Source organism: Oceanobacillus chungangensis (assembly GCF_003369565.1).
GTDB classification, from domain to species: Bacteria; Bacillota; Bacilli; order Bacillales; family Amphibacillaceae; genus Oceanobacillus; species Oceanobacillus chungangensis.
Map to the genome: position 1 here is coordinate 95,457 of NZ_PIOD01000016.1, position 25,329 is coordinate 120,785.

Genomic DNA, 25,329 nt, shown 5'->3' on the forward strand with positions numbered 1-25,329 from the left:
TACTAGGAGGTTTCTATGGCCAGCAAAAGTCAAAAAGGAAATAGTGTTTTTATTATTTCATTATTACTCACCCTCATTTTTATTATATGGGGAGTCTTTTTTACAGATAATCTAGCATATGTCACTGATATCATCTATAACGGGTCAATCGATTACCTTGGATGGTTATATCTTAGTGCTACCCTATTCTTTGTCGTTTTCTCTGTTTTTTTACTGTTTTCCAAATATGGTAATATACGACTCGGTAAAAAAACAGACCGACCTGATTTCAATACCGCTTCTTGGCTTGCGATGTTGTTCGGTGCTGGGATGGGGGTAGGAATTGTATATTGGGCTGTCGCGGAACCAGTCACCCATTTTACAAACCCACCTTACGGGGAACCTTACACGGTAGACGCGGCAAATACCGCAATGAAATATACCTTTTTCCATTGGGGTTTGGATCCATGGGCAATCTATACTGTTATTGGGCTTGCCCTTGCCTTTTTTCAATATAATAAACGACTCCCTGCAGCTATTAGCTCGGCGTTCTATCCAATACTTGGCGATAGAATTTACGGACCGATCGGGAAAACGATTGATATACTTTCTATTTTTGCTACGGTTTTCGGCATTGCCACATCATTAGGACTGGGTGCGATGCAGGTTACAGCTGGAATGCATTACATATTCGGTGTTCCTAATGAGTTATTCGTCCAGCTGATTGTTATTGCGGTCGCAACAGTCATTTTTACCATCTCAATTAATACAGGCTTAGAGAAAGGGATCCAATACTTATCAAATACAGCGATGGTTTTATCCTTTGCTATTATGCTGTTGATTTTAATTGTTGGTCCTACCCTGACGATTATAAAGGTTTTGTTTAATACGACAGGCCTTTATATCAGTGACTTTATTCAGATGAGTTTACGGCTGGTCCCTTTTGGTGAAGGAGCAGATTGGATTGCAACCTGGACTTTATTTTATTGGGCATGGTGGATCGCCTGGGCACCATTCGTCGGCATGTTTATTGCCCGTGTTTCGAAAGGAAGAACAGTAAGGGAGTTTGTTATAGGCGTATTGATTGTTCCTACGCTTGGGACCTGTCTATGGATGTCCGTATTCGGGGGGTCAGCATTAGAACTTGTTCAACAAACAGGAAATCATAACCTTGCAACTTATATTACTGAAAACGTCTCATTGTCTATTTTTACATTCTTCGATTACTTCCCATTAAGTTCGTTGTTGAGTATTTTGGGATTCGCTGTCGTGGCCATTTACTATATAACAGTTGCAGATACCGCCACATTTGTACTTGGCATGTTAAGTGAAGGTGGAACATTAAATCCTTCCAATAAAATTAAAGTGACATGGGGCGTTATTCAATCAGCTTTAGCTGCCGTATTACTTTTAGCTGGTGGCTTGAACATATTGCAAACAGCTTCGATTGCAGCTGCCCTGCCGTTTACGGTCATCCTGATTATTCTGTGCTTCTCATTACTGAAGGGGTTAAAAAGTGAATTGGAAGTGCAGAAAGGGAGTAAAAGAATTAGGCATCCTTAGATATTAAAAAATCAGGTTGAGCTAGTTTAACTGGACGATCACCAAATTGATCGTATTAACTGGTATAAAAATAATAGACGAACAATGCACTAAATTAGCGGAGGAAATATACCAAGACTCCTATGAGCGTAAAGGAATAGGTGAGTCTCCTGTGGAAAACGAAGTATATTTCCGAAGCGGCTATCTCCGCTAATTTTAGTTCGTTCGGCTTTTTCTTTTGAAAAACTCTTATTCCAACTTCTTTTTTTCTTTTTGCTGATGAATAAACACTTAACCTGCTGCCATTTCCTCTTTAACATTGGACTCTTCACTGTGCAAGAACACCTTATCAGGTTTAACAACGAAAATACTAATTAAAGTCGCAATCACGAAGAAAGCCATAATCACATATAGAACGATTGTATAGGACCCAGTCTTGTCCAGAATAAAGGCACTTAGCTGATTGCCTGTCAGTCCTGCCAATGCCCAGGCAGATAACGCTAATCCATGTACAGTAGAAATACTATGTAAACCAAAACGGTCAGATAATAGCGGCGGTAAGGATGAGAATCCTCCACCGTAACCTGCATTAACGATACATAGCAAGGCGATAATAAGGAACGGAATAGAATTATTAATCCCATCAAGCACAATAGTTAATAAAATGGATGCAATAGATGATATAAAAATAATTTTATAGATCGAGTTACGATCTTGTAATCGGTCTGCCCATGAAGAAAGAGCGAGCCGCCCTCCTGCATTGAAAATGGCTGTTAACGAACTTACAAAACCAATCGCCCCAAATCCAATGTACGCTAAAATGCCTTTTTCTTGTGATATTAAAGCCAATCCGCATGTGATATTAATATAGAACATCAGCCAAATACCGATAAATGTTTTATTTCTTAACACCTTACGATAACTAAATCCCCCAGTTTGCACACTTACCTCTTCATATCCAATGGGTTTCTTTAAAGTTAAGTGTCCAATGAGCATCATCACTAAGTATATACCTGCTAAAATATAAAACATGGTGTATATATTTGCAGCATTTATTAACATTCCCTCATTGTTTCTTTCTCCGAGCAACTTCTCCATTAGAGGACTTGCAATAACTTTTGCTAAGCCAAAGCCTGCTACAGCAAAGCCTGTCGCTAACCCCTTTTGCTTGTCAAACCAAAGCATTAATGTTTTTACCGGTGTTAAATAACCGATACCAAGCCCAATCCCCATCACAATTCCATAGGAAATGTAAATACCGATTAATGACTTCTGATAAATAAAGAAGCCTGTTCCTACCATCCCAACGACAAAAAATATAGCCGCGAGCAAAGATGATTTATGAATGTCTTTTTCGACAAATTTCCCACCAAAAGCTGCGGACATACCAAGAACAAAAATGGCGATACTAAATGCCCATTCTACTTCACCGACAGATTTCCCGATGTATGCGGCAATATCGCCCTTGAATAAGGACCAACAGTAAACCGTACCAATACTGCAATGAATGAATAAAGCTGGAAGTACTGCACGAAACCACTTATTATTAAAATTCCCCATAGTATAACCCCTCCATTTCCAATCAACCTATAAACCCGAAACATACGGATTTATAATAGAATCATAAGCTTAATGTTCGGTTTTTAATCAGAAAATACATGTTTTTTGTTGATTTATAGACTAAATTATACCTATTTACGAAAGTAATAGAATCATTATATATCATCTTTGCTCAAATACAAATAGTTATTTTAAAATGCCTTTCTTTATTTTCCCTTTTTCCATCAATAAAAAGATCTTAGCCACAATGCATAGAAATAAGCCTGTAAATCCTTTTATTGCCAAACCACATATTTTAACAAAAATGGAAACAGAAACATGGATGGTATTCTTTAGATAATGCGTATGCATTAATGAGTAAAGTGCAAGTTTGAAAACACAAACCATTTCTCTGGAGCACCAATAAAACGGAAAGATAATAACCAAAAACAATGCTGCCTCAAGAAGGGCAGCATTATTTTTAATATTTTTAAACATCATGTCCCACAAAAAGTCCGATAAGGCGTTGTTGACACAGGCCCTGCAGCATATTCTTCCTGTTCGGCAGTATATGCATAAGGGGTTGTAAGGACATCCAAAAGCTGCTCCATCACGCTGTAATCTCCCTGGTCGACTGCAGCATCCAGCGCTTCCTCAACCCGGTGGTTCCGTGGGATTATCGCAGGATTATTCTTTCGCATTAACTGATTCGAAGAAACCTTTGACTCCTGCTGTCTGCCTAATCTCGCTTGCCAGCGCTCATGCCACTGAGAGAATTCTGGAGTACCGAACATAGCCATGTCTTCATATCTGTCAGTAGTTAATGTACGGAAGGTATTCGTATAGTCCGCACGATACTTCTCCATCATATCGAGAAGATCTTGGATTAGGGCTTCATCCCCTATTTCGTCGTTAAATATCCCTAGTTTCGCTCTCATTCCTGCGAGCCAGTAAGCATGATATAGCTCATTGAATCCTGAAATCTCATCCTGAGCCAATTTGACAGCCTGCTCCTTATTGCCATCCAATAGCGGCAAAAGAGACTCCGCTAATCTTGCAAGGTTCCAGGCAGCAATATAAGGCTGATTTCCATAGGCATAGCGGCCCTCTACATCAATAGAACTGAATACTGTTTTCCGGTCATAGACATCCATAAACGCACAAGGACCATAATCGATCGTTTCCCCGCTAATCGCCATGTTGTCGGTGTTCATTACCCCATGAATAAAGCCAACCAGCTGCCATTTTGCAATAAGCTCTGCTTGAAGTTTCATCACTTCCTGAAGCAGCGAATAGTACCTGTTCTCATTCGCTTCAATCCCTGAAAAGTGCCGCTCTATTGCATAGTCAGCTAGAATCTTAACTCCCGCCAGTCCCCCGGATTTAGCAGCATATTGAAAGGTACCAACACGTAAATGGCTGGCAGCTACGCGGGTCAGAATCGCACCAGGCAGCTCGGTTTCCCGGATGATGGACTCACCAGTTGTCACCACTGCAAGACTACGAGTGGTAGGAATACCGAGCCCGTGCATTGCTTCGCTGATAATGTACTCACGCAGCATCGGTCCAAGTGCCGCTCGTCCATCACCTCCGCGTGAGAATGGCGTTTTTCCTGAGCCTTTAAGCTGTATATCAACCCTCTCGCCATTAGGTGTAATTTGCTCACCTAGCAGCACCGCCCGTCCGTCCCCAAGCATGTTAAAATGCCCAAATTGATGCCCCGCATAAGCTTGAGCGAGAGGTGAAGCACCTTCTGAAATTTGGTTTCCAGCAAGCATCGCTAAGCCCTCTTCATTTTGCAGTGTCTCAACGTTCAACCCTAGGGATGCTGCCAATTGATTATTAAGAATGATCAACTTCGGTGAACGTACAGGAGTTGGGTCAGTGTTGGAAAAAAATGATTCTGGCAGACGGGCATAACTGTTGTCTAAGTTCCATCCAGTTTCTTTAGTCTTTGTCATAGCTTCTCCCTTTTCTTCTGACTTTTTGAAAAATCATAGCTTTTAATGTTATTTTAATAGTTATCTACATTTCAAAATACAATGCATCCCTTTTAATGTCTGCTTCTGCCAATTTATTATTCCGATTTCACAGGAGGAAAATCCATTCATTGACAGCTGTAAAATGAAATAGGACAAGAGGACAGCATCTCACCACGTCTAGTGTCATGACATATGGTGCCTGTCCCTCTGTCCTACTATAATAACATCCTTAAATATTTCTCAAAGTTAACTCCTTCTACTTCAGGAATCTGTTCCAAAGCGGAATCATTGATAGCCTCTGTTAGGAATGCCATTGCAAGCTGTACAGATTTTTCCAGATCCTCTCCACGCATCATGCTTCCCATAATCACAGATGCAAATAAATCACCTGTACCAGAGTAACTTTTACCATTATACTGCGTCTTACTATAAAAAATTTCACTTCCGTCCAAATAGATATTTCCGATAAACCGTTGATCTAAATCTGCTGATGGTGGATTCACTCCAGTGATGATAACCTTAGCACCTGTTTCTTGCTGCAAAGTACTCCCAGCTTCTTCTATCGCTTTCAAATAGTCTTGCTGATTTGTATAGTGATGAAGTTTCGCATAGGACAATCCAGCTAACAAGCAGCACTCTGTAACGTTTGGCGTAATCACATCTGCACGCTTCACTAACTCTCTCATTTGTACCAATAAATCATCGGTAAAATTTTTATAGACTTCTCCTATATCCCCCATTACCGGATCAACAAGTAAAGTCGTTCCGTTTGTATGGAATTTATCTAAAAAATGATAAATATTATTAATTTGCTCACTACCAGTAACGAAGCCGGTATGGATACCATCAAAGGTTACTTGAAGCTTACTCCATTCCTCTGTGAAATATTTCATTTTAGATGTAAAATCGTCGTAAAAAAAACTCGGATAACCGGTTTGCGCAGAGAGTACAGCCGTTGGTAAAGGACATGCCTGCACACCCATTACAGAAAGAACCGGAATCGCAGCTGTTAATGAGCATTTTCCAAAAGATGATAAATCCTGTAATACAGCAACTTTTTTCATAATAACCTCCATCAGGCCTATCCACCTTAAAATTACAGCATATATTAGTAAACTTGGCATTTGCCAATCTTTTATCGTGATATGCCTTAATTGCACTTATGATTAAAAATATACTTTCTCATCTGCTATGTTCTGTGCCATCATTATATCACTACTTTTGAATCGTCAATATCTTAATGGCAATCATCATCTTTCTCTTCTCAAATAATCTGCATTCCCTCAAACTGACCCTAACACTTTTTAATAAGTTGGCACTTTTGTAAAGACCAATCTTTTGCTAAAGTTATAGGAAAATTCTAATCGGGAAGGAATAGAGAGATGCACAATACACAAACCTATGTAAAACCACGCCAAAAAACGTTAGATTTAATTATAACATCAATGTTAATTGCACTTGTTTTCGTTTCTACTGTCTTTTTAAATATTAGACTGCCAATTGCTGCAAATGGAGGTCTCGTTCATCTAGGAACGGCAATGCTGTTTATTGCATCTATTTTATTTGGGCCTAAAAAAGGTGCGCTTGCTGGTGCAATAGGAATGGGATTATTTGATATGGTGGGAGGCTGGTTGCTGTGGGCGCCTATCACCATTGTGGCGCGTGGCCTGCAAGGATACATCGTTGGCAGAATTGCTTGGTTAAATGGCCACAATGGGAGTAGCATTGCTTTAAATATAACTGCAACTATCGTTTCTGTTCCATTTATGATAGCTGTTTATTACATTGGTGAATCAATTCTATACGGTAATTGGATTGCACCCTTAGCTTCGATTCCCGGAGACCTCGTTCAAAATGTATTAGGAATTATCATTGCCATTCCAATTTGCGTTGCTTTGAAAAAAATCGCTTATTTTAAATAAAAGCAAAGAGACTTAAGATTTTATGTAGTGAAACAGTATTTTTGGAATCACTACATATTTTTCAATCTTCTTAATCCTAAAGTTTTTTTTAATAAATAGAGATGTTTTAACTTATAATTTTTAGGAAATTGTATATTAATCCATGATTAATAGTATTAATCGGGGGTTGCTACGGGTTGCTACAGTATGTCAATTATTATTTTAAGGAGGAGTTTCACATGACAACGCTTCAAGAAATAATGACGGAAAATGTAGTGGAAGTTAAGCCAAGTGACAATTTATTTACGTTAGCACGTGAGATGGAAGCAAATGATATAGGGTTTCTTCCGGTTATTGATGACAAGTTCCTCGGGGTAGTAACGGATAGAGATATCGTGTGTAAAGGTTTAGCGAAAGGCCAAGACATTAACAATATAGAGGCTCAGCAAATCATGACGGAAAAGGTATATACCGGATTTCCGGATATGGACGTGGAAGAAGCATCCAAGCTGATGCAGGTTCAACAAATATCGCGTCTGCTCGTAGTAGAAAATGATCAATTAAAAGGTGTTGTATCATTAGGCGATATTGCTGCTACCAATAATGAACAAGCTGCAGAAAGTGCATTAAGTGAAATAAAGAAATCTACTCCTTAATTCACAAAATTACTTTTTAGAATATAGATGTATTTCCAGAAAGGCCTCTCAATAATTCATTACGAGTTATTGAGAGGCTTTTTAAGAAGAATTATTTCCTCATAAACTAACTACCTTACCTAATTCATCGTGGTACGCTTGATTTGATATGCTTTTCGGAGGATTTTGCCAAGAAATCAGTACTTTCTCATCCTTTATTTCCTTGCGAAGATCGGTAATATAAGCTCTTATTCTTCTATTTTCTTTTTCTTTTAAAGATATTGGTTCTGTAACTGAAGCGATTGCCGAGTGCCTAGAATTGCCGATTTCGAGTGAAATAGGGTACAATCCCGGATCAGGTATTTTTATTGAAGGATTCATGTTCACCGTTACACTATGATAATTATTAAACTTACTTCTAATATTATCTCGGGTTATATAGCCCGGGGTTTGATAATTTGCCTTTTTTACTTTCATATTGGTCACTCCATCTTGTGTGTAAAGCAATTTACTTTGTGAATTAATTCACTTAAATTTATTATACATGGAAACGCTTCAAGAATAAAGGGAGAATTCATGTTAACAATGTAAAGATATTGTAAATGTAAATAAGGGAATTCCTCAACATACGGAAAAAATTGTGATAATCATCACGAAGTATTTATTGATACTATACCTATGAGGTCCTAATACTATGACAACAGTAAAATCCTTATTCTACATTCAAACGATTGCAGAATAAGGATTTTATATAATAGAGCAGTTAAGCATATTAGTATGAATTAAATCATTGCGGATATATTTCCATTATCTCATTATTTTCCCGATTAATTAATATGTATTGAACAAAGCCTTGTCTTGCATATTCTCCAATTACATATTCATCGAAAATATTGATGGAGTAGATGACAGTTCCCAAATCTTGCTTCTGCTCTCCATCTTTGTTCACCTTATATATTGACCGATCAACTTCTGCAGTGGCTGTTGAATAATAGATTGTATCACCATTCACATTGAAATAATCTATTCCTTCAGTAATAATATGTGACACTTCTTTATCTAGTAATGAGTACCGGTATAAACCAGATTCTCGTCCCACTTTCGTGAAATAAAGTTCATTCCCTTCGACGATATAATCGCCATAACTCTCAGAGAATAAAGGTTCATCTTTCTCTCCTTGAAGATCACCTAGATGATAGCCATCATGATTAAAGTAAACAATCGTATTATCAGATACGCTCAATGTTAGTGCTTGATATGGCAAATTAATCAGTTCATCATCGTTCATCTTTAATTTATAGATTTGACCGTCTAAAATAAAGAGGAGATAATCTCCCGATGCATGAACGAAATCCACTGGTTGATTGAGAACAACCTCTTCATGACTGCCATCTAATTTGATTTTATTTATAGATTGTGGAAAAGGATATTCACCCGAATTATCAATTGGAGTATAGTATAGCCAATCTCCGTGAATATGAAGATTTCCTACAGCATGATCTGTAAGTTTCTTTGAATTCGTTCCATCTAAATTCGTTTTGTATAAACTGTTGTTATCTATAAGGTTTGCAAAATATAGCGTATTATCTAACAGGATGTATTTTCCACCAGCAATGATATTCCCACTAGAATTGTTGAGAAATGGAGCTGAATCATCATGTTCTTCAAGCTTTTCATGATTATGCGCTACTGCTTCAGTTTGTAATTGCTCATTATTCGCTGTCTTTTCATCAACCGTCTTTTCTGCATCTATCTGCTCTATGTCACTATCATTACTTTCCTGTGAGCAAGCACTCAGAAAGCATACAATTATAAGTAAAACTAAGATTTTTTTCATTTATAACACCTCATATATAATCCTTCTTTTAACCTTTATGACGAATAACACTGCTTATCTCCGGGTAAAGAGATTTATCCATCCGACTGTCGCTGCTTCGTCAGCTTTTTGATAGGTTGCTATTTCGATCTGTTTTAGTTGTCTAAGTTCATTCATGTGCTCTTGGTGACGCAATTCTTGTTCATATAAATTAATTGCTTCTTTTAAATTATCCGCTCGACCATTTACTACATACTGTTCAAACGTTTGCAATGCACCGATAGATACATATTTTTGAGGAATATTAGAATGATGAATTAACTGTAAGAGTTGTTCCTTTTCAGCTGTTAACGATTGAATCAAGCTTGAATTTTCAACTAATTGTTGATTTGCTCTGTTCTCCTTACGTCGGATATATTTCGTGTATCCGATTATATATAATACTGTAAAAATAATCATCGATAGATAAAAACGAAATCCGTTGCTTCTCCTATATTCATAACCTCTCTAAATGGCCATGTAACGAGATCAACAGCATATATGAAAATAACAAATAAGATGAGCCAAGCGATGAGGTGCTGCCACCATTTTAAAAATTTTACAGATGGGATTAATGCTTGGTAATTCCCATAGTTTTCCTGTAATCGAATTAAATACTGTTTTGTCTGAGAAATATCTTCTAATAGTCTGCTTTACTCTTGTTGCATTATTACATTACATCCCTTCCCTAAATAAATAACTCTCCACTTAAAAATAATGAATGAATTCTATAACTTATATCGGTAGGGGTATATCTATAGTGAATAGTTCCCTCTAATATACTAGGAACTTGGAGAGGTATTTCCTTTTTCACGTTTCTAATCCCTTGATATGCAAGAGATTTGAATTGTGAATTTTATTCTCTTGGATAATCTCCCTAAGAATTACAAATAGACTATTGATTATTATTATAATTTTTGTTAAATTTGAATAATAATACACATTAATAAACTGCTAAATCTAATTGACTTTGCTGAAGAAGTGGAGCTAACCTTAGATAAAACCAGTTTAAGGCTGGGATATGCATTCCTATCCTTATTCTGGTTTTTGTTTTCATTTCTTGCAACTTGCAATAAAGCCTTTTTCGATAACTCGGACTGACATTAAACTGGTAAGTGGGGAAAATTGAAAACCCTCACTGAACGATGTTTAATTTTACATTAATTGAAAGCGCATACATAAATGTGCTCTTTCTTAACTTCCTTATCATCAAAACGTGTTGATACAATACGCCAGAAAGTGACAGTCAATCATTTGGAGGTGATATTACAGTTTACTGCAGGTGAAAAAATGGCAAAGCTTTGGACAGTGAAAAGGAATTAACTTGGTATTTTATAGGAGGGATTATGATGCATGCTCTATGGAAATGGTATCGTGACAAGTCATTTATATTAAAAATTACTGTCGGGTTCTTATTGGGGATTATCGCAGGTCTGGCGCTTGGCCCCTCTGCACAGTTTGTGTCACCTCTAGGTGATCTTTTTCTTCGACTTTTACAAATGATTATTGTTCCACTTATTCTTTTTACGCTAATTGGTGCGGTAAACTCCTCCAATCCAAAGCAATTTGGTCGTGTTGGGGTCAAAATCTTTATCTACTACATGCTGACAACTGCAATCGCAATGTTAGTAGGAATCATAGTCGGTGGCTGGTTCAATCCTGGGGTTGGACTAGAATTAACTGGGGAACATATTGACGTTCCCGAAGCACCATCTTTTATTGATACGATGCTGGCAATTGTTCCGACAAATATTTTTCAATCACTAGTTAATGGGGATATTCTAAGTATTGTATTTGTAGCATTGATTACTGGATTTGTCATTGTTTCGATGCGACATTCAGAAGAAAAAAGAATTAATAATTTTGGTACTCTATTATATGATTTTTCGCAAGCAGGGAGCGAAGTAACATTCCGAATTCTGAATGGCATCCTGCAATATGCTCCAATTGGTATATTTGCGATCGCTGCTTCAAAGATTGGGGAACAGGGATATGGTGTCCTCTATTCACTTGCGGGTTATGTAGGTGCTTCTTATGTAGGTGTAATCATTCAATTCATCTTTGTCTACTTAATGTTCTTGTTATTATTACGCGTTCAAATCAAACGGTTCTTTAAAGGGGTATGGGATGCTTTAATCACTGCTTTTACCACATCAAGCAGTTTAGCAACACTCCCAGTAGCAATCAAAGCTGCTGAGAAAGCTGGCATTCGGGAAAGTGTTTCAAAATTCACCTTACCACTTGGGGCGGCTGTGAATTCCGATGGATCGGCAATCCATTACGGAGTAGGGGCAATTTTTGCTGCGAATGTTGTTGGCATGGAGCTAAGCTTCGCTGCCATGGTAGCGATTGTTCTAGCAGGTACTGTTGCTTCTATCGGTACGGCCGGAGTTCCAGGTGCTGGATTGATTGGACTATCGATTGTACTTACGGAAGTAGGCTTACCAATTGAAATCGTCGCCTTAACAGCAGGAGTGAATGTAATAACCGATATGATCTTTACTACTTGTAATGTGACTGGTGACTTAGTCGGAGCTGCAGTGGTTGATAAGAGTGAGGAAAAATATGAGATCGCAATTAATCCAGATAAGTCAAATGTAGGTTAATGAACAGTACTTAATTGAGCATATTAAAGAGCCGGAACAGTGCCAGGCACTGTTCCGGGTCAAACTTTGTTAACGTTTTTTCCCCTTCCCGGGTTTTTTCTCTCCGCCTACTTTTACAATCACCGCAGTTAGAGCATCGATCGTAATCCCATTCTTAGACAATTTAAATCCAGATGGGTCCTTCACCTCTTTAGTCCCTGATTCATCATTGTCCACTATTACTTTCCCATCACTTAAGTTATAGTCAGTAAGCGTCAGTGTACGTTCTTTATCGTCTGCATTGATGAACACATAATACGCTTCTCTCTCGGATACTTCGGCACGATAGCCAATAATCAAATCTTGCTCCTGTATTTCTGGAGCTTCGATTAGAGTGACGTTAGTATTTACTTCTTCCCTTGTACCCAATGTAAATGCATCGGTGGAACGACGCAGTTCAATAAGTCCCTCGGTATATTCCTTTGTCTCTGTTTGAATAGGATAGGTTTTTGCATTTGTTGCCTTTTTCCAATCAAACTTATTCACGGCATCCGTTGAATCATAGGAATCATGAATAAAATATGGGTACTCAAATGGATTACCCTCTAAATCAGTCATGAACGTTGATTTGTATGGCGGATTAGCTACAGGCTCCTTGTATTCCTCATGCCTGAATTGTTTCGTACGGCCATATTCCTGACCGGAATGCAGGAAGGCTGTTCCTTGTGATGTCAACACCATTGTATTTCCAAGCCGAATGCGTTTATGAATTTCTTCTTCATGGACTTTCGGATCTTTCTTAATCGACTGTGCGATAACGTCATGAAGGGTCAAGTTGTCATGTGCTGCAATATAAGATAAGACATCTCCAGGATCATCTGCCAAGAAATTATGCGGATTAGCTGTAACATTATCGAAAATCTGCTCAATATTCCTTGCTCCACCAGTTAGAAAACGGGGTTCCCCTTCCGAACCGAAACCAGACTTCAGTTCATTTCTTATTTCATCGGAAAATGACGCAACGCTTTCCGTATGCTGCATCCAATCCTGATCTGCTGGCATCACATCTCCGCCATTTTCATCGCCTGTATACGTTCTCCATCCTTCTCCAACCATGATGATGTTTGGATTCAGTTCTTTTGCTTCGTCATAAGCTATTTGGATTGTTTCGGCATCATGGTCTCCCATCATGTCAAAGCGGAATCCATCTACTTTAAACTCATCGACCCAGTATGTGATCGAATCAACTAGGACTTTCCTAGCCATTTCATGTGTCGTACCTAGACGACCACCGCCAAAACTCTCCCTTGGCGTACCGTCTGCATCCATGAAATGATAGTAATTTGGCTCCAAATTTTCAAAAATTTCCACTTTTGCTGTATGGTTGTATACGACATCAAGGACGACACCCATATCACGCTTATGAATTTCCTTAATTAAGAATTTAAATTCCTTAATCCGCTCCTCAGCATCATCGGGATCTTCTGAATACATGCCTGTTAATGAAAAATAACTATGCGGGTCATAACCCCAGTTATAATTGTTGTCACTCGAAGAATAATCGAGCAGTCTTTCACGATCAAGTTCATTTACATTGTAATAGTTCATTACTGGAAGCAGCTGAATATGGGTTACCCCTAATTCTTCTAGATAATCCAGCTTCTTAATGAATGCAGCGAACGTACCAAAGTCGGTTTTTTTCAAGTCACCTGCAATACTTGGATCTGATGTAAAGTCACGGACATGCGCCTCATAAATGATGGCATCCTCCCTTTCTTCAAATCCTTCAATATCCGCGTAACGGAGTTTCGGACCAATTTTTGATGGATCGACAATGGCTGCTTTTCCAATCGGAATTTCATCTGCCTCTTCTATATTCCATGTTGCCATTGATTTTGCATAGGGATCCAAGGCGAGCACTTTTTCTCCATCGCGCTCAATTTCATAATGATAATAATATCCTGTAAGGTTAGAAACACCAGTATTGCCTTTATTTAGTGTAACCTCCCAGACTCCACGATCATCTTTCGTCATTGGAACAGGTTTGCCAACAACTTTATCCTGATTTTTTTTATCGTATAAAATAACTGAAACATTATCTGCACTTGGCGACCAAACCTTTAACGTTGCAGATTTGTTTTTGTTTAAAGTTGCTCCCAGGTCATCGCCATCATAACGGAACAACTTATCCGTAAGCTTATAGCTCTTATTGACCTGTACCGATTGATTCATAAAAGTAACAAGATATGGTGCAAGTTCCGCAGCAAAAGAGCCTTTCAAATGAACGGTCCGGCCATCTTCATTCTTTGTAACCGAGCTAATTTTCACATCATTTCCATCTTTGTCCTTCAACTCAATACCTTCGCAAAGTTCCTGCTCGGAGAAATCAGCTGTTGATGTAAAAGTCAGGTCAATCTGGTCGAGCGTAACCAGTTCGCCATATTTGATCCCTTCTTCAAAAACATAATAAGGATTGGTGTAAACAGTATCATCACCCTCTTTAAGGAAAATCTGGTTATGCTCGTCAAACCCGGAGAAGGACATATCTGCCGTTTGATTGCCTCCAGCTTGCCTCTCCACTAGCAGAAAGCCGATTTCTTCTGCATTTTCATTAAGATCAACATCGACATAGGCACCATATTTTCCAACTTGCTCATCTGAAAACGCATGCGCACCCATTGGCCAGTTCTCACTAGGCTCTGCTACATCGCCCCATGTCCATACTCCCCATGGCTCATAGGCACCGTCCTTACTCATATAATTAATCCGCAGTGTATTCGGATCGAGGTCAGCCGGTTCATATAGCGATACCTCTCCATCTTCAGATAGCCAGATTTCATTCATCTCAGGTGACAGGATATCAACAGAAATATTCGGTGTCACATTGGAACCATTGGAATGATTTACAAGCATCCCAACTGTCTCTGCAGCTTCTGTTAACTTGATATCGACATAGGCACCATAATCGGTTAGAGGATTATCCGCAAATGCCGTGGCTCCATTAGGCCAGCCCCCATTTTGTTCCGACGGTGTTTCCACATCTCCCCAGAACCATAATCCAAGTCCTGTATAATCATTGTCTGATCGTTCATAATGGACCCTCAGTGTATCCTCAGGGATTTCTTCACTCTCTTGATTTCCTTCCTCAATTATTCTCCCATTCGCTGTAGTCAGCAGCACGGTTCCACCATCAGCAAGTGACGGCAGCGAGATGGAAATCGTTTGATCACTATCTGCTCGATACACGTTACCCGAGTAATGGTCCGTCACAACAGTTTCTCCTGAGTCTACAGTTAATGTCACTTCTTTTTCATCGCCAGAGACATTCAATCCCACATATACCGAATCATCCTGATGCGTCCGTTCAACGAGCAGAAATTGTTCCGTATCTGATCCTGCAATATCATCTCGTGAACCACGGGAAAGCGTCTGAGAAAATTCTTCCCGGAAATCCAGTACCTTTTTATAATGCGCTAAAATGGCATTATCTTTGGCAAGTTCAAAGTCCATGTTGTATCGGTTATCCTGTATCGGGTAGTTGTTAGCCCCACTCAAGCCAAGCTCTTCGCCATAATAAATCACCGGCTGACCCTTCGCCGTAAGCTGCAGTGTAGCTGCTGCCTTTAACTTTCCTTCATCATTGCCAATGGAATATAAAAATCCATCTTCATCATGGCTGCCAAGGAATTGTCCGAGCGTTGCCGTATTGGATAAACCGCTGTTTCTGTTTTCAAGGAGTTGATTCGCATCTTCCAGATTGCCATTAACAAATTCCTTAGCAATATCCTTGAACTGGAAATCAAGCAGGGAATCCATTTCCCCTTTATCTAAAAATCCAAAGTCTTCATGCTGACTTGCTCCCCAAGCTTCGCCAATCATTTTGAAGGAAGGATCTTCAGATGTCAGGGCATTCTTAAATGCTTTCCATGTGGTGTGATCGACATGCTTAACCGTATCGACACGGAAATAGGAAATCGCATTGCCATTTTCCGTTCGTGATTTTTCAATCCAATCCTTTTGCCAATCGATTACCTGGGCACGAACTTGCTGGTTTTCTGTTATAAAGTCGGGAAGACCGGCAAGTTCTCCAGTCACCTCATCACTACCTACATTACTCCCCTGTCTTAGCAAAGAACTGTACGCAGATCGTTCTTCATCCGTCGGGTACATATAAGGTTGTTCAGCTTCAGGAAGTTCACCATCAACTTCCTTCAATCCATATCCGGCATGATTAAGGACAACATCGACCATAATTTTCATATCGCGGGCCGCTGCTTCATCTATCAGCTCATGCAAGTCTTCGATATCCCCAAAATGCGGATTCAAGTTCTCGAAGTCACTTCCCCAATATCCGTGGTATCCATAAAAAGGCTGACCAGGATGGGTATCCTGGGAATTGTACCTTACATCATATTTGATATTTTCTACAATGGGACTAATCCAAATCGTATTAACTCCGAGGTTATCGAGATAATCTAGCTTTTTGGTTATGCCTGTTAAATCTCCACCGTGGTACGCTCCCGGCTTGCTCCTATCATAATTTAAACCATAGGGGTCATTATTTGATTCATCCCCGTCAAAAAATCTGTCGGTTAAAAGAAAGTAAATAACTGCTTCGTCCCAATCAAAGTCTTCTCCTTCAGCAAACTCACGTGTTTTTACTTCAATAGTTGTTTGCCCGTTATGTGTCTTTCCGAATTCATCTACGATAGTCAGCGGGATTTCCTTCACGCCAGCAGGAATATCCTCCTTGACAGCAATTGTCACTTCATTTAGTTCAGGATCAATATTTAATTTTTCTGGTCCGCCGAGTGATGATGTATCAGCAAAAATTTCACGAATACTAGCACCACTTTCATTTTCAATATTCACTGAAAGAACTGCATTTTCGTTATAATTAATGCTTTCGGGAGTTATCGTCGCAGATACAGCCATATCCACATTCAGATTTTTAATGATAGACTCCTCATAATACAGATCGGTTACTTCTTCCGTTTGGCCGTCTTTCGTTACAAGAAATGAATAGGGATAGGTTCCTTCTGGAAAATCCGCATATACATATTCAAAGCGTTCATTTGCTTCATCATACGCCATCTCAAATGTATCGCCTGCAACCTTCAATTCTACTTTTTCCAAGCTATCCATCGCATCATTTAAATACAAATCAGAATCACGATAATAGAAAGCTGCATCCCCATTGTTAATCTGTGCCCTTGGTATTTCAGGAACGGTATGGATAGCTTCATTCCCCTGCTGGACAGTTGCTTTGGTGACTGCTTCCTGCTGATTGATCTGGATGAATCGATCGATATGCTGCCCATTCGGCTCACGATCTCCCCAATCTTTCTTTCGAATAATAAATCCTATTTCTTTTGTAGTTGGGGCCACCTCAATAAAAGCAGTAGCTAGTCCATTTTCAAATTCCGTAAAATCAATATTATCGTCCTGGACTCCCGTATTCCAAACCCAAATATCCCAGTCATCATAATTCCTATCCTCCCGTTCATACGTCAGACGAACAGTGCGGTTATCGGTATTCGAATCCGCATTAATCTCCTGAATTGGGGAAAACGGCAGCGTAACACTTAGCAGCATCATGAAAATCATGATTAGCGCAGTAAACCGACGACCTACATTTTTGCACATGGCATTTTTCTCTCCCTTCCTATTTGATTAGTTTCGGTTACGTGGAAACGTTTGCATAAATAGGTGAAAAAAGTAGACTTATAGCTTTCTCATGGAGTTTTAACATACGCAAGCGCTTTCTTGTATTATTACATAATCAATTGCTATTATCAATATGATTTCATGTCGTCTAGATGAATTTCTCATCCCATATTTATCAATGTTAAACACAGTTGCATATATAGACTGGCTATGTTAGAAAACTAAGGTTTAACCAAGCCTTTAGGTGACTGCCTTAGTTGCACTTATTCGTTAAGAAAGTTTATACTTTCTTATCTACCAAAAAGACACAACCCGATTAAAGTTGTGCCTAAATGTCTTCTATCTATTAAAATTAACCTTCTCTACTTCTTCCAACGTAATTGTTGCCTCACTCGGCTTTGTTTCAGCGATAATCTTGCCATTTCTGAAGGAATATCTTACGGTTGCTTGCTTGCGAATTGCTTCATATTCATTTTCTGCAGATAAGACGATGAAGTTCGCTGCTTTGCCTTCTTCGATTCCATAATTATCTTCTATGTGCAAGGTTTTCGCGCTATTCTTTGTGATTAAATCAATTGAGTTTACGATTTGTTCATAGCCCATTAGCTGTGATGCATGGATTCCCATATGCAATACTTGGAGCATATTGCCTGTACCAAGTGGATACCATGGGTCAAAGATATCATCATGACCAAAGCAGACGTTTAATCCTGCTTCCTGAAGCTCTTTTACTCGTGTTAATCCTCTTCGTTTAGGATACGTATCAAATCTTCCTTGAAGGTGAATGTTCACAAGCGGATTTGAAACAAAATTAATATTTGAAAGCTTTAATAGGCGGAATAATTTATACGTATAGGCATCATTATAAGAGCCCATTGCTGTCGTATGGCTCGCTGTTGTACGTGTCCCTATTCCGCGTTTGTAGGCTTCTGCAGCTACAACCTCAACAAAACGAGACTGTTCATCATCAATTTCATCACAATGGATGTCCACTAATCGATCATATTTTTCAGCTAGGTCAAAAGCGATTTTTAATGAATCTACTCCATATTCTCTTGTAAATTCAAAATGAGGAATTCCTCCAACTGCATCTGCACCCATTTTCATTGACTCTTCAAGCAGCTCTGCTCCATTAGGATAGGAGTTGATCCCTTCTTGCGGGAAAGCAACAAGCTGAATATCAACATAGGCCGCCATCTCTTCTTTCACTTCAAACATTGCTTTTAAGGCTGTTAAGTCTGGGTCTGTTACATCCACATGTGTCCGGACATGCTGGATGCCTTGAGCAATTTGCCACTTTAATGCTGTTTTTGATCTTGTTTTAACATCTTCTGCTGTTAGCGTTTCTTTCCTCTGGGACCAGCGTTGGATCCCTTCAAACAATGTGCCACTTTGATTCCACTCTGGTTCACCAGCTGTTAACGTTGTATCTAAATGGATATGCGGCTCAATAAATGGCGGAAGGACAATCGCTCCCTCGACATCAATAACTTCCTCGCCCTCAACAGTATCCAATACTTGGGTAATTTTATGAAACTTGCCGTTTTCTATTATTAAGTGCCATAGACCTTCTTTTCCTCTGAGTGTTGCGTTTTTAATAATCACTGAGAACTTCCCCCTTCTCTTTTAGTTGATTTAATGATACAGATACTTGTTGTTTTGACATTAATTTCATTCCTGCTACATAAATAATTGCTGTTCCTAATAGGCCATTTATTGGCGGAATTCCTGGTGCAAAATTCGCAACGGCGACACCACCTGCCCAAGCTGCAATTGCAATCCAGTTTACTGCTTTAAATTTCATCGCTTCGAACGGCTGATATTTTCCGCGGTTCAAGATGAAGTAGTCTGCCAAGATGATTGCGCCAATTGACGGCAATGCAGTTCCCAAAACGGTCAGGAATCCGACAAAGTTGTTATATAGCCATAATGCTGCGATTGTACCTAGTATTCCATTGAAAACAACTACTTTATGTTTTGGCAGTTTCGTAATATTTGAGAATCCCAGTCCGGAAGCATATAATGCACTATCATTTGTTGTCCATATATTCAAGCCCAGAACGATGATGGCTGGAATCATCAAACCTTGCAGAAACATAACATCCGATATATCAGCTTTTCCAAATGCCATGGCACCGACTGCACCGAATAAGAACATGAGTGAATTTCCTAGAAAGAATGCGATAATATTCGCACTTACTGCAGACTTCGTTGTCTTTGCGAAACGGGCAAAGTCCGGTGTAAGTGTACCAGCGCTAATGAACGATCCGATACAAATCGTTAATGCTGCTGCAAGGCTGATTGCCTGTGCTGGCTCATATGCGAATAATCCTTGAAGTCCCCCAGCAAATTCAGCTGCATCAACCATCGAATAACTGCCGAAGATTGCAATTGCAGGAACCGCAACAAATCCTAAAATCGTTAGAGTCCGCATCCCGAAAATTGCCGATATCGTCATCAGCGACCCAAAGATTATAATTAATGCATACACATTGATACCAGTCGCTTTTGCAACCGGCACTGCAAACATCGCAAGGCCGACACCAAACCAGCCGACCTGTGTGGAAGCCAGTAAAAATGAAGCGATATAAGAACCTTTTTCACCGAATGCATAACGTGTTAGTAAATGTGTCGATAAGCCTGTCCTTGCTGCAATATATGCTAATGCACCTGTATAAAGTCCAAGCAGTAAATTACCTGCTAACACGATCCAAATGAATTGGATAAATGAAAGTCCTGTTCCCAGTGTTCCTCCTGACAGCATGCTTGCTGAGAAGAAACTTAATGAAAGCATAACAGCAAGAATATTCCAGAAACCCTTTCTATTTGTTTGCGGTACTGCTTGTAACGAGAATTCTTTATCAATTTTTGACATCCCAATTCCTCCAATAAGTTAGTTGTAAAAACTGGTACCGAAGAAAGCTTCGATAAAATAAGGAGTGAAAGGATGAAAAAAAGCTTCTTGCCATTTCTGACAAGAAGCTCTTTCCATAATGCACATAGGTATAGGTAGCCTTAACTATAGACTATCCCACGCACATTATTTCCGTTGTCCTTGTCAGCCTCACGGGACTGAATTAAAGGTACCAGTATTAAATTAAACCTATTATTGCAGGAAAATAAGCGGTTGTCAACTGGTATTTACATTTACATACTTCTATTGCAGTGCCTGTTACCCTGCTCTGATTTCCAAAATACGCCGATATATACAGTGAACACGCCGATATTCGACTACTCTGTTTTTTTCACTGAGCTTATAATAATAATCTTCTATTTAGCGTTCTCATCTGGCTGATGGATTCCAAATATATTGCCTTCAGTGTCATGATAGTATCCCTGCCATGCCATACCTGGAAGTGCATATTTTGCCATTGCAACCTTGCCGCCATTACTGATAATTTTTGCTTCCGTTGAATCGTAATCTTCAACACCCATTGTACAAGCATAACCATTTATAGCCTGGTTTACTTCTGGGGGAGCACTTTGACGTTGCATTAAAGCTCCATTAATACCAAGTTCACCATCACTGCCAGTCACTGCGCCGAAATAAGGCATTCCAGCATAGTCACTCCAATCTTCAAATGTCCATCCGAATACCTCACCATAAAACTTCTTCGCTCTTGCCATATCATCGACATGAATCTCGAAATGTACTAATCTTCCCATGATTACCTCCTATTTTTTTCTTATTTCATTTCCTTCTATCATCCAGTAAGTATTGACAGCTTATAGTCTAATTACTCTTTCTTTTTCATTATAATAGACGTGGAAAATTATTCAATTGATACGGTAATCAATATTAAAAATATTCATATTATTATATTGATGATTCAAGTAGTTTTTCAATATTGAATATAAATTGAAATTCACTTACCAACTTTTTTCATTCTTCACGAAAAGTGCATAAGGATTACTTAATAGCCACAACGATTCTCTATTATTACTTCAAATGTTCATTTAGAACGCTTTCCTCCAATACATCGGTTGTAGCGCCATACACTTTGATAATATGCATCTCGCCCCAATTGCAAAGTGAATCTAAGATACCTTGTAAGCTCCAACCATATTCACTTAGTTCATATTCCACTTTTGGCGGGACTTGATTATACACAATTCGATTAATCACGCCATCTGCTTCTAATTCACGTAACTGCTGTGTTAACATCTTCTGTGTAATATTTGGCATAAGGCGTTTCAATTCACTCGTACGCTTCTTGCCATGTGTCAGGTGACATAGAATCACACATTTCCACTTTCCTCCGATTACCTCTAACGTCGCTTCTACCGAAATATTATACTTCTTCTTCATAGATCGTTTCTCCTCATCTATAGGAACTTAAAAGTACCTACAGCACTTATAAGTACGTACTTCCCAATTTATTTTATATCTATCATAATAACATTTATCGATTGCGTTATAACATCATTTTACTTAAAACAATATCGATTATACATTAATAAATTACGAAGGAGGATAATAGTGGATTTAAGTAAAAAACAAAGTACATTCGCACTGTTAGCGTTAGCGATAAGTGCATTTGCAATAGGAACAACAGAATTTATCAGTGTAGGGCTATTACCATTAATAGCGAATGATTTACAAGTTTCCGTTACGACAGCAGGATTAACGGTTTCGTTATATGCATTAGGTGTAACATTTGGAGCACCAATACTAACTTCAATTACTTCCAGTATGTCACGTAAACATTTGCTGCTCTGGATCATGGTTATTTTTATAATCGGAAATAGTATCGCTGCCTTCTCCACAAGCATTGGTATGTTGCTCGTTGCTCGTGTTATTTCTGCCTTTTCACACGGGATTTTCATGTCGATTGGCTCTACCATTGCGGCAGATTTAGTACCGGAAAATAGAAGAGCCAGTGCCATCTCGATTATGTTTACAGGACTAACAGTAGCTACAGTAACAGGTGTACCACTGGGAACATTCATTGGACAACAATTTGGCTGGAGAATGGCTTTCATTATCATCGTTGGCATCGGAATTATTGCCTTCATTGCGAATAGCATTCTAGTCCCATCCAATTTACGAAAAGGTACTCGTACAACGTTTCGTAATCAATTTAAATTAGTGACAAATGGCCGCTTATTACTTTTATTTACGATTACTATCTCAGGCTATGGAGGAACATTCGTTGTCTTTACTTATTTATCTCCCATACTACAGGAAATAACAGGATTTAAAGAAGGAACGGTTGCGGCCATTCTCCTTTTATACGGGATTGCGATTGCTATTGGCAATACAGTCGGTGGCAAGCTATCGAATCACAACCCGATTCGCGCACTATTTTACATGTTTATTGTTCAAGCAGTAATCCTATTTTTCCTGATGTTTACAGCACCATTTAAAATTGCAGGATTGATTACGATTTTCTTAATGGGAGCATTAGCTTTTATGAATGTACCCGGTCTACAAGTATATGCGGTTATGCTTGCAGAACGTTTTGTACCTTCTGGGGTAGACGTTGCTTCTGCTATCAATATTGCTGCATTTAACGCTGGGATTGCCCTCGGATCCTACTTAGGCGGGATTATTACAGACTCTATTGGACTCATTCACACCACCTGGGTGGGAGCACTTATGGTACTAATTGCCGCCTTCCTTGCAGGCTGGAGTACAATCTTTGAAAGAAAAGATCAAAAGGCCAGCAAATTGAATCGGGCAGTATCCTAAGTAATAAAGAAATGTGTAAAATCGCAATATGAAAATTGGAGGTTATTAATAATGAAGAATCATTTACAAGATACAACAACTTTGCATAATGGGGTTAAAATGCCTTGGTTTGGCATCGGGGTGTTTAAAGTAGAGGATGGTCCCGAGCTAGTTGATGCCGTTAAGTTTGCAATCAAACATGGGTATCGCAGCATTGATACGGCAGCCATTTATGAAAATGAGGAAGGGGTTGGACGTGCTATTCAGCAAGGGATAATAGAATCAGATATCCGTAGAGAAGAACTATTTATTACATCAAAAGTTTGGAATTCTGACTTAGGTTATGAATCAACGTTAGAAGCGTATGAAACAAGTCTAAAAAAACTTGGCCTAGACTATTTGGATCTATACCTCATTCACTGGCCTGTTCAAGGTAAATTTAAAGAAGCCTGGCGTGCATTGGAGACTCTTTATAAAGCAGGAAGAGTCAAGGCAATCGGAGTAAGCAACTTCCAAATCCCCCATCTTGAGGAATTAATGAAGGATGCGGAAATCAAACCGATGATCAATCAAGTAGAGTACCACCCACGTTTAACGCAGAAGGATATTCAAGCCTTTTGTCAAAAGCATGAGATTCAGTTAGAAGCTTGGTCACCTCTAATGCAGGGTCAACTATTAGATAATCGATTATTACAAGGAATTGCAGATAAGTATAACAAGAGCGTTGCACAAGTTATTTTGCGATGGGATTTACAAAATGGTGTGGTAACCATTCCAAAATCCACGAAGGAGCATCGAATTATTGAGAACTCCACTGTATTTGACTTCGAATTAACAAAGGAAGAGATGCAGCAGATTGATGCGCTAAATCAAAATCACCGAGTGGGACCTGACCCTGATAATATAGATTTTTGAGTGCAATAAGCATATAGCAATATAAGAAGACAGCTACTTTTTCTGTAAGTAAAAAAGTGGCTGTTTTTTTAAAATGATGTGACTAGTAGTAACAACATAAAATACACTCAGAAGCTTCTCTGTACTTGGCAAATAGCGAATTTGATAAGTAATTATGTAATGGTTTTAATGTCCAACTTAGACTTTGATGGAATTTCAAGGTTGCTTTGCATTAGGAGGTGGCACATATTATCGGACCTGGATTAGATGTACAATCTCATATATATCTGTTTCCATAGATTAATAAAAAGGGGGTGAAGAAGTGAGTAATGAGTATAGCTCTTTACGTAAAGAAAAAGAAAAATTAAAATCAGCACACCAAGAGTGTATTGACCGTGCATACCGTATTCCTGTCTTTTTGAGTACGACAACTCATTTAAATAACAACCAGCAGCGGTTTCTAAACCGTCTAATATTAGAAATTGAGAATGCTTTGCTATTTCCACGTACATTGCCTTTAAGCGAAAGCTATCCCGAATCCATTTTAACTGATATTCGTCGGTTAGTGTCATCAAGCTACGGAATGCTGGCAGTAAATCTTCGTCGTTTTCAAATTGAAACAGTTGGCGTTAATGAAGGACCCCTTCCACCACCAACTCCAGTCTGGACAGGTTCTGTTTATTCACAAGTAGAGCCTTCGATGGCCTATCAATTCGGATTACCCTTATTATTAGTAAGGGAAGAAGATACTGACGCAAATAATGGCATATGGGCAGGAGGAATTGCCCCACTCAACCTATTTATCGTTTGGCATTCTGAAACACAAACAGTTGATCAATTCTTTAATACTCCTGAATGGAGATCAGCCTTTGCAAATTGGTGTGCACAAGTAAGAAATGCCTTTTATATTCAGACAGAGCCTAAGTTCAAGTACAGATGTGATTGATATTCCAATTCGTTAGCATAAAGTCGAATATAGATTTCTAATTTTATTGATATTGTCGGCAGCAGGACAGTTAAAAAACCTTTACCTAATGCTGGTAGAGGTTTTAATAGTTGAAGAATCATTCACGCACATA

At 38.9% G+C, this 25,329-nt stretch carries 19 protein-coding genes; 7 read left to right on the top strand and 12 right to left on the bottom strand.

Annotated elements, in window-relative coordinates; all coding sequences use genetic code 11:
- Nucleotides 1–15: 15 nt before the first annotated feature.
- Entirely contained in the window at nucleotides 16–1,542 is a 1,527-nt protein-coding gene (locus tag CWR45_RS13760) for a glycine betaine uptake BCCT transporter (RefSeq protein WP_115750438.1), read from the top strand.
- A 270-nt stretch (nucleotides 1,543–1,812) separates the two neighbouring features.
- Here CWR45_RS13760 and CWR45_RS13765 read toward each other — a convergent pair whose 3' ends face one another.
- From CWR45_RS13765 to CWR45_RS13780, 4 genes are all read right to left on the bottom strand, one after another.
- Nucleotides 1,813–3,081 (bottom strand): OFA family MFS transporter, encoded by a 1,269-nt coding sequence (locus CWR45_RS13765; protein ID WP_115750439.1) that lies wholly within the window; start codon nucleotides 3,079–3,081, stop codon nucleotides 1,813–1,815.
- A 186-nt stretch (nucleotides 3,082–3,267) separates the two neighbouring features.
- Nucleotides 3,268–3,558, bottom strand: a complete 291-nt coding sequence (locus CWR45_RS13770; protein ID WP_115750440.1) for a hypothetical protein — start codon at nucleotides 3,556–3,558, stop codon at nucleotides 3,268–3,270.
- Nucleotides 3,558–5,021, bottom strand: a complete 1,464-nt coding sequence (locus tag CWR45_RS13775) for a protein adenylyltransferase SelO (protein WP_115750441.1) — start codon at nucleotides 5,019–5,021, stop codon at nucleotides 3,558–3,560. The genes CWR45_RS13770 and CWR45_RS13775 overlap by 1 nt, the downstream gene beginning before the upstream one ends.
- A gap of 236 nt (nucleotides 5,022–5,257) precedes the next feature.
- The gene (locus tag CWR45_RS13780; protein ID WP_115750637.1) at nucleotides 5,258–6,106 is read right to left on the bottom strand and encodes a pyridoxamine kinase; all 849 of its coding nucleotides are present in this window, start codon (nucleotides 6,104–6,106) and stop codon (nucleotides 5,258–5,260) included.
- Nucleotides 6,107–6,424: 318 nt separating this feature from the next.
- Here CWR45_RS13780 and CWR45_RS13785 point away from each other — a divergent pair, with 318 nt between their 5' ends.
- Together CWR45_RS13785 and CWR45_RS13790 are read left to right on the top strand one after the other, a co-directional pair.
- Complete coding sequence (locus tag CWR45_RS13785) at nucleotides 6,425–6,964, top strand: ECF transporter S component (RefSeq protein ID WP_115750442.1); 540 nt, start codon at nucleotides 6,425–6,427, stop codon at nucleotides 6,962–6,964.
- 218 nt (nucleotides 6,965–7,182) lie between these two features.
- The gene (locus CWR45_RS13790) at nucleotides 7,183–7,599 is read left to right on the top strand and encodes a CBS domain-containing protein (protein WP_115750443.1); all 417 of its coding nucleotides are present in this window, start codon (nucleotides 7,183–7,185) and stop codon (nucleotides 7,597–7,599) included.
- A 99-nt stretch (nucleotides 7,600–7,698) separates the two neighbouring features.
- On the opposite strand, the gene CWR45_RS13795 is transcribed toward CWR45_RS13790, so the two are convergent.
- From CWR45_RS13795 to CWR45_RS13805, 3 genes are all read right to left on the bottom strand, one after another.
- Entirely contained in the window at nucleotides 7,699–8,055 is a 357-nt protein-coding gene (locus tag CWR45_RS13795; RefSeq protein WP_115750444.1) for a hypothetical protein, read from the bottom strand.
- Between the two features lie 310 nt (nucleotides 8,056–8,365).
- A complete protein-coding gene (locus tag CWR45_RS13800) occupies nucleotides 8,366–9,415 on the bottom strand; it encodes a DUF5050 domain-containing protein (RefSeq protein ID WP_115750445.1) in 1,050 nt (349 codons plus the stop codon).
- Between the two features lie 54 nt (nucleotides 9,416–9,469).
- Nucleotides 9,470–9,853, bottom strand: coding sequence for a hypothetical protein (locus tag CWR45_RS13805; RefSeq protein WP_115750446.1), 384 nt, complete (start codon nucleotides 9,851–9,853; stop codon nucleotides 9,470–9,472).
- Between the two features lie 929 nt (nucleotides 9,854–10,782).
- Between CWR45_RS13805 and CWR45_RS13810 the strand changes: the two genes are divergently transcribed.
- On the top strand, nucleotides 10,783–12,039 hold the full coding sequence (locus CWR45_RS13810) for a dicarboxylate/amino acid:cation symporter (protein ID WP_211315973.1): 1,257 nt from the start codon (nucleotides 10,783–10,785) through the stop codon (nucleotides 12,037–12,039).
- Nucleotides 12,040–12,108: 69 nt separating this feature from the next.
- Here the strand turns inward: CWR45_RS13810 and CWR45_RS13815 are convergent, their stop codons facing one another.
- The 5 genes from CWR45_RS13815 to CWR45_RS13835 form a co-directional block, all read right to left on the bottom strand.
- Nucleotides 12,109–17,664, bottom strand: a complete 5,556-nt coding sequence (locus CWR45_RS13815) for a pullulanase (RefSeq protein ID WP_115750447.1) — start codon at nucleotides 17,662–17,664, stop codon at nucleotides 12,109–12,111.
- A 360-nt stretch (nucleotides 17,665–18,024) separates the two neighbouring features.
- Nucleotides 18,025–19,290: a cytosine deaminase gene (locus tag CWR45_RS13820; protein WP_115750448.1), complete on the bottom strand. Its 1,266-nt coding sequence runs from the start codon at nucleotides 19,288–19,290 to the stop codon at nucleotides 18,025–18,027.
- Entirely contained in the window at nucleotides 19,280–20,560 is a 1,281-nt protein-coding gene (codB, locus tag CWR45_RS13825; protein ID WP_115750449.1) for a cytosine permease, read from the bottom strand. The genes CWR45_RS13820 and codB overlap by 11 nt, the downstream gene beginning before the upstream one ends.
- A 395-nt stretch (nucleotides 20,561–20,955) precedes the next feature.
- Nucleotides 20,956–21,351, bottom strand: a complete 396-nt coding sequence (locus CWR45_RS13830; protein WP_115750450.1) for a VOC family protein — start codon at nucleotides 21,349–21,351, stop codon at nucleotides 20,956–20,958.
- Between the two features lie 274 nt (nucleotides 21,352–21,625).
- Nucleotides 21,626–21,994 carry a winged helix-turn-helix transcriptional regulator gene (locus CWR45_RS13835; protein WP_115750451.1) on the bottom strand — a complete coding sequence of 123 codons (369 nt, stop codon included), beginning with the start codon at nucleotides 21,992–21,994 and terminating at the stop codon, nucleotides 21,626–21,628.
- A 75-nt stretch (nucleotides 21,995–22,069) separates the two neighbouring features.
- Here CWR45_RS13835 and CWR45_RS13840 point away from each other — a divergent pair, with 75 nt between their 5' ends.
- From CWR45_RS13840 to CWR45_RS13850, 3 genes are all read left to right on the top strand, one after another.
- Nucleotides 22,070–23,377 (top strand): MFS transporter, encoded by a 1,308-nt coding sequence (locus CWR45_RS13840; RefSeq protein ID WP_281271860.1) that lies wholly within the window; start codon nucleotides 22,070–22,072, stop codon nucleotides 23,375–23,377.
- Between the two features lie 51 nt (nucleotides 23,378–23,428).
- On the top strand, nucleotides 23,429–24,271 hold the full coding sequence (locus CWR45_RS13845; RefSeq protein ID WP_115750453.1) for an aldo/keto reductase: 843 nt from the start codon (nucleotides 23,429–23,431) through the stop codon (nucleotides 24,269–24,271).
- A 301-nt stretch (nucleotides 24,272–24,572) separates the two neighbouring features.
- Nucleotides 24,573–25,196 carry a hypothetical protein gene (locus tag CWR45_RS13850; RefSeq protein WP_115750454.1) on the top strand — a complete coding sequence of 208 codons (624 nt, stop codon included), beginning with the start codon at nucleotides 24,573–24,575 and terminating at the stop codon, nucleotides 25,194–25,196.
- Nucleotides 25,197–25,329: the final 133 nt, after the last annotated feature.

What these genes read in the sequence shown, in the direction of transcription:
- CWR45_RS13760 (WP_115750438.1), top strand. Translation starts at nt 16, where the DNA reads ATGGCCAGCAAAAGTCAAAAAGGAAATAGTGTTTTTATTATTTCATTA.
- CWR45_RS13765 (WP_115750439.1), bottom strand. Translation starts at nt 3,081, where the DNA reads ATGGGGAATTTTAATAATAAGTGGTTTCGTGCAGTACTTCCAGCTTTA.
- CWR45_RS13770 (WP_115750440.1), bottom strand. Translation starts at nt 3,558, where the DNA reads ATGTTTAAAAATATTAAAAATAATGCTGCCCTTCTTGAGGCAGCATTG.
- CWR45_RS13775 (WP_115750441.1), bottom strand. Translation starts at nt 5,021, where the DNA reads ATGACAAAGACTAAAGAAACTGGATGGAACTTAGACAACAGTTATGCC.
- CWR45_RS13780 (WP_115750637.1), bottom strand. Translation starts at nt 6,106, where the DNA reads ATGAAAAAAGTTGCTGTATTACAGGATTTATCATCTTTTGGAAAATGC.
- CWR45_RS13785 (WP_115750442.1), top strand. Translation starts at nt 6,425, where the DNA reads ATGCACAATACACAAACCTATGTAAAACCACGCCAAAAAACGTTAGAT.
- CWR45_RS13790 (WP_115750443.1), top strand. Translation starts at nt 7,183, where the DNA reads ATGACAACGCTTCAAGAAATAATGACGGAAAATGTAGTGGAAGTTAAG.
- CWR45_RS13795 (WP_115750444.1), bottom strand. Translation starts at nt 8,055, where the DNA reads ATGAAAGTAAAAAAGGCAAATTATCAAACCCCGGGCTATATAACCCGA.
- CWR45_RS13800 (WP_115750445.1), bottom strand. Translation starts at nt 9,415, where the DNA reads ATGAAAAAAATCTTAGTTTTACTTATAATTGTATGCTTTCTGAGTGCT.
- CWR45_RS13805 (WP_115750446.1), bottom strand. Translation starts at nt 9,853, where the DNA reads ATGATTATTTTTACAGTATTATATATAATCGGATACACGAAATATATC.
- CWR45_RS13810 (WP_211315973.1), top strand. Translation starts at nt 10,783, where the DNA reads ATGCATGCTCTATGGAAATGGTATCGTGACAAGTCATTTATATTAAAA.
- CWR45_RS13815 (WP_115750447.1), bottom strand. Translation starts at nt 17,664, where the DNA reads ATGTGCAAAAATGTAGGTCGTCGGTTTACTGCGCTAATCATGATTTTC.
- codB (WP_115750449.1), bottom strand. Translation starts at nt 20,560, where the DNA reads ATGTCAAAAATTGATAAAGAATTCTCGTTACAAGCAGTACCGCAAACA.
- CWR45_RS13830 (WP_115750450.1), bottom strand. Translation starts at nt 21,351, where the DNA reads ATGGGAAGATTAGTACATTTCGAGATTCATGTCGATGATATGGCAAGA.
- CWR45_RS13835 (WP_115750451.1), bottom strand. Translation starts at nt 21,994, where the DNA reads ATGAAGAAGAAGTATAATATTTCGGTAGAAGCGACGTTAGAGGTAATC.
- CWR45_RS13845 (WP_115750453.1), top strand. Translation starts at nt 23,429, where the DNA reads ATGAAGAATCATTTACAAGATACAACAACTTTGCATAATGGGGTTAAA.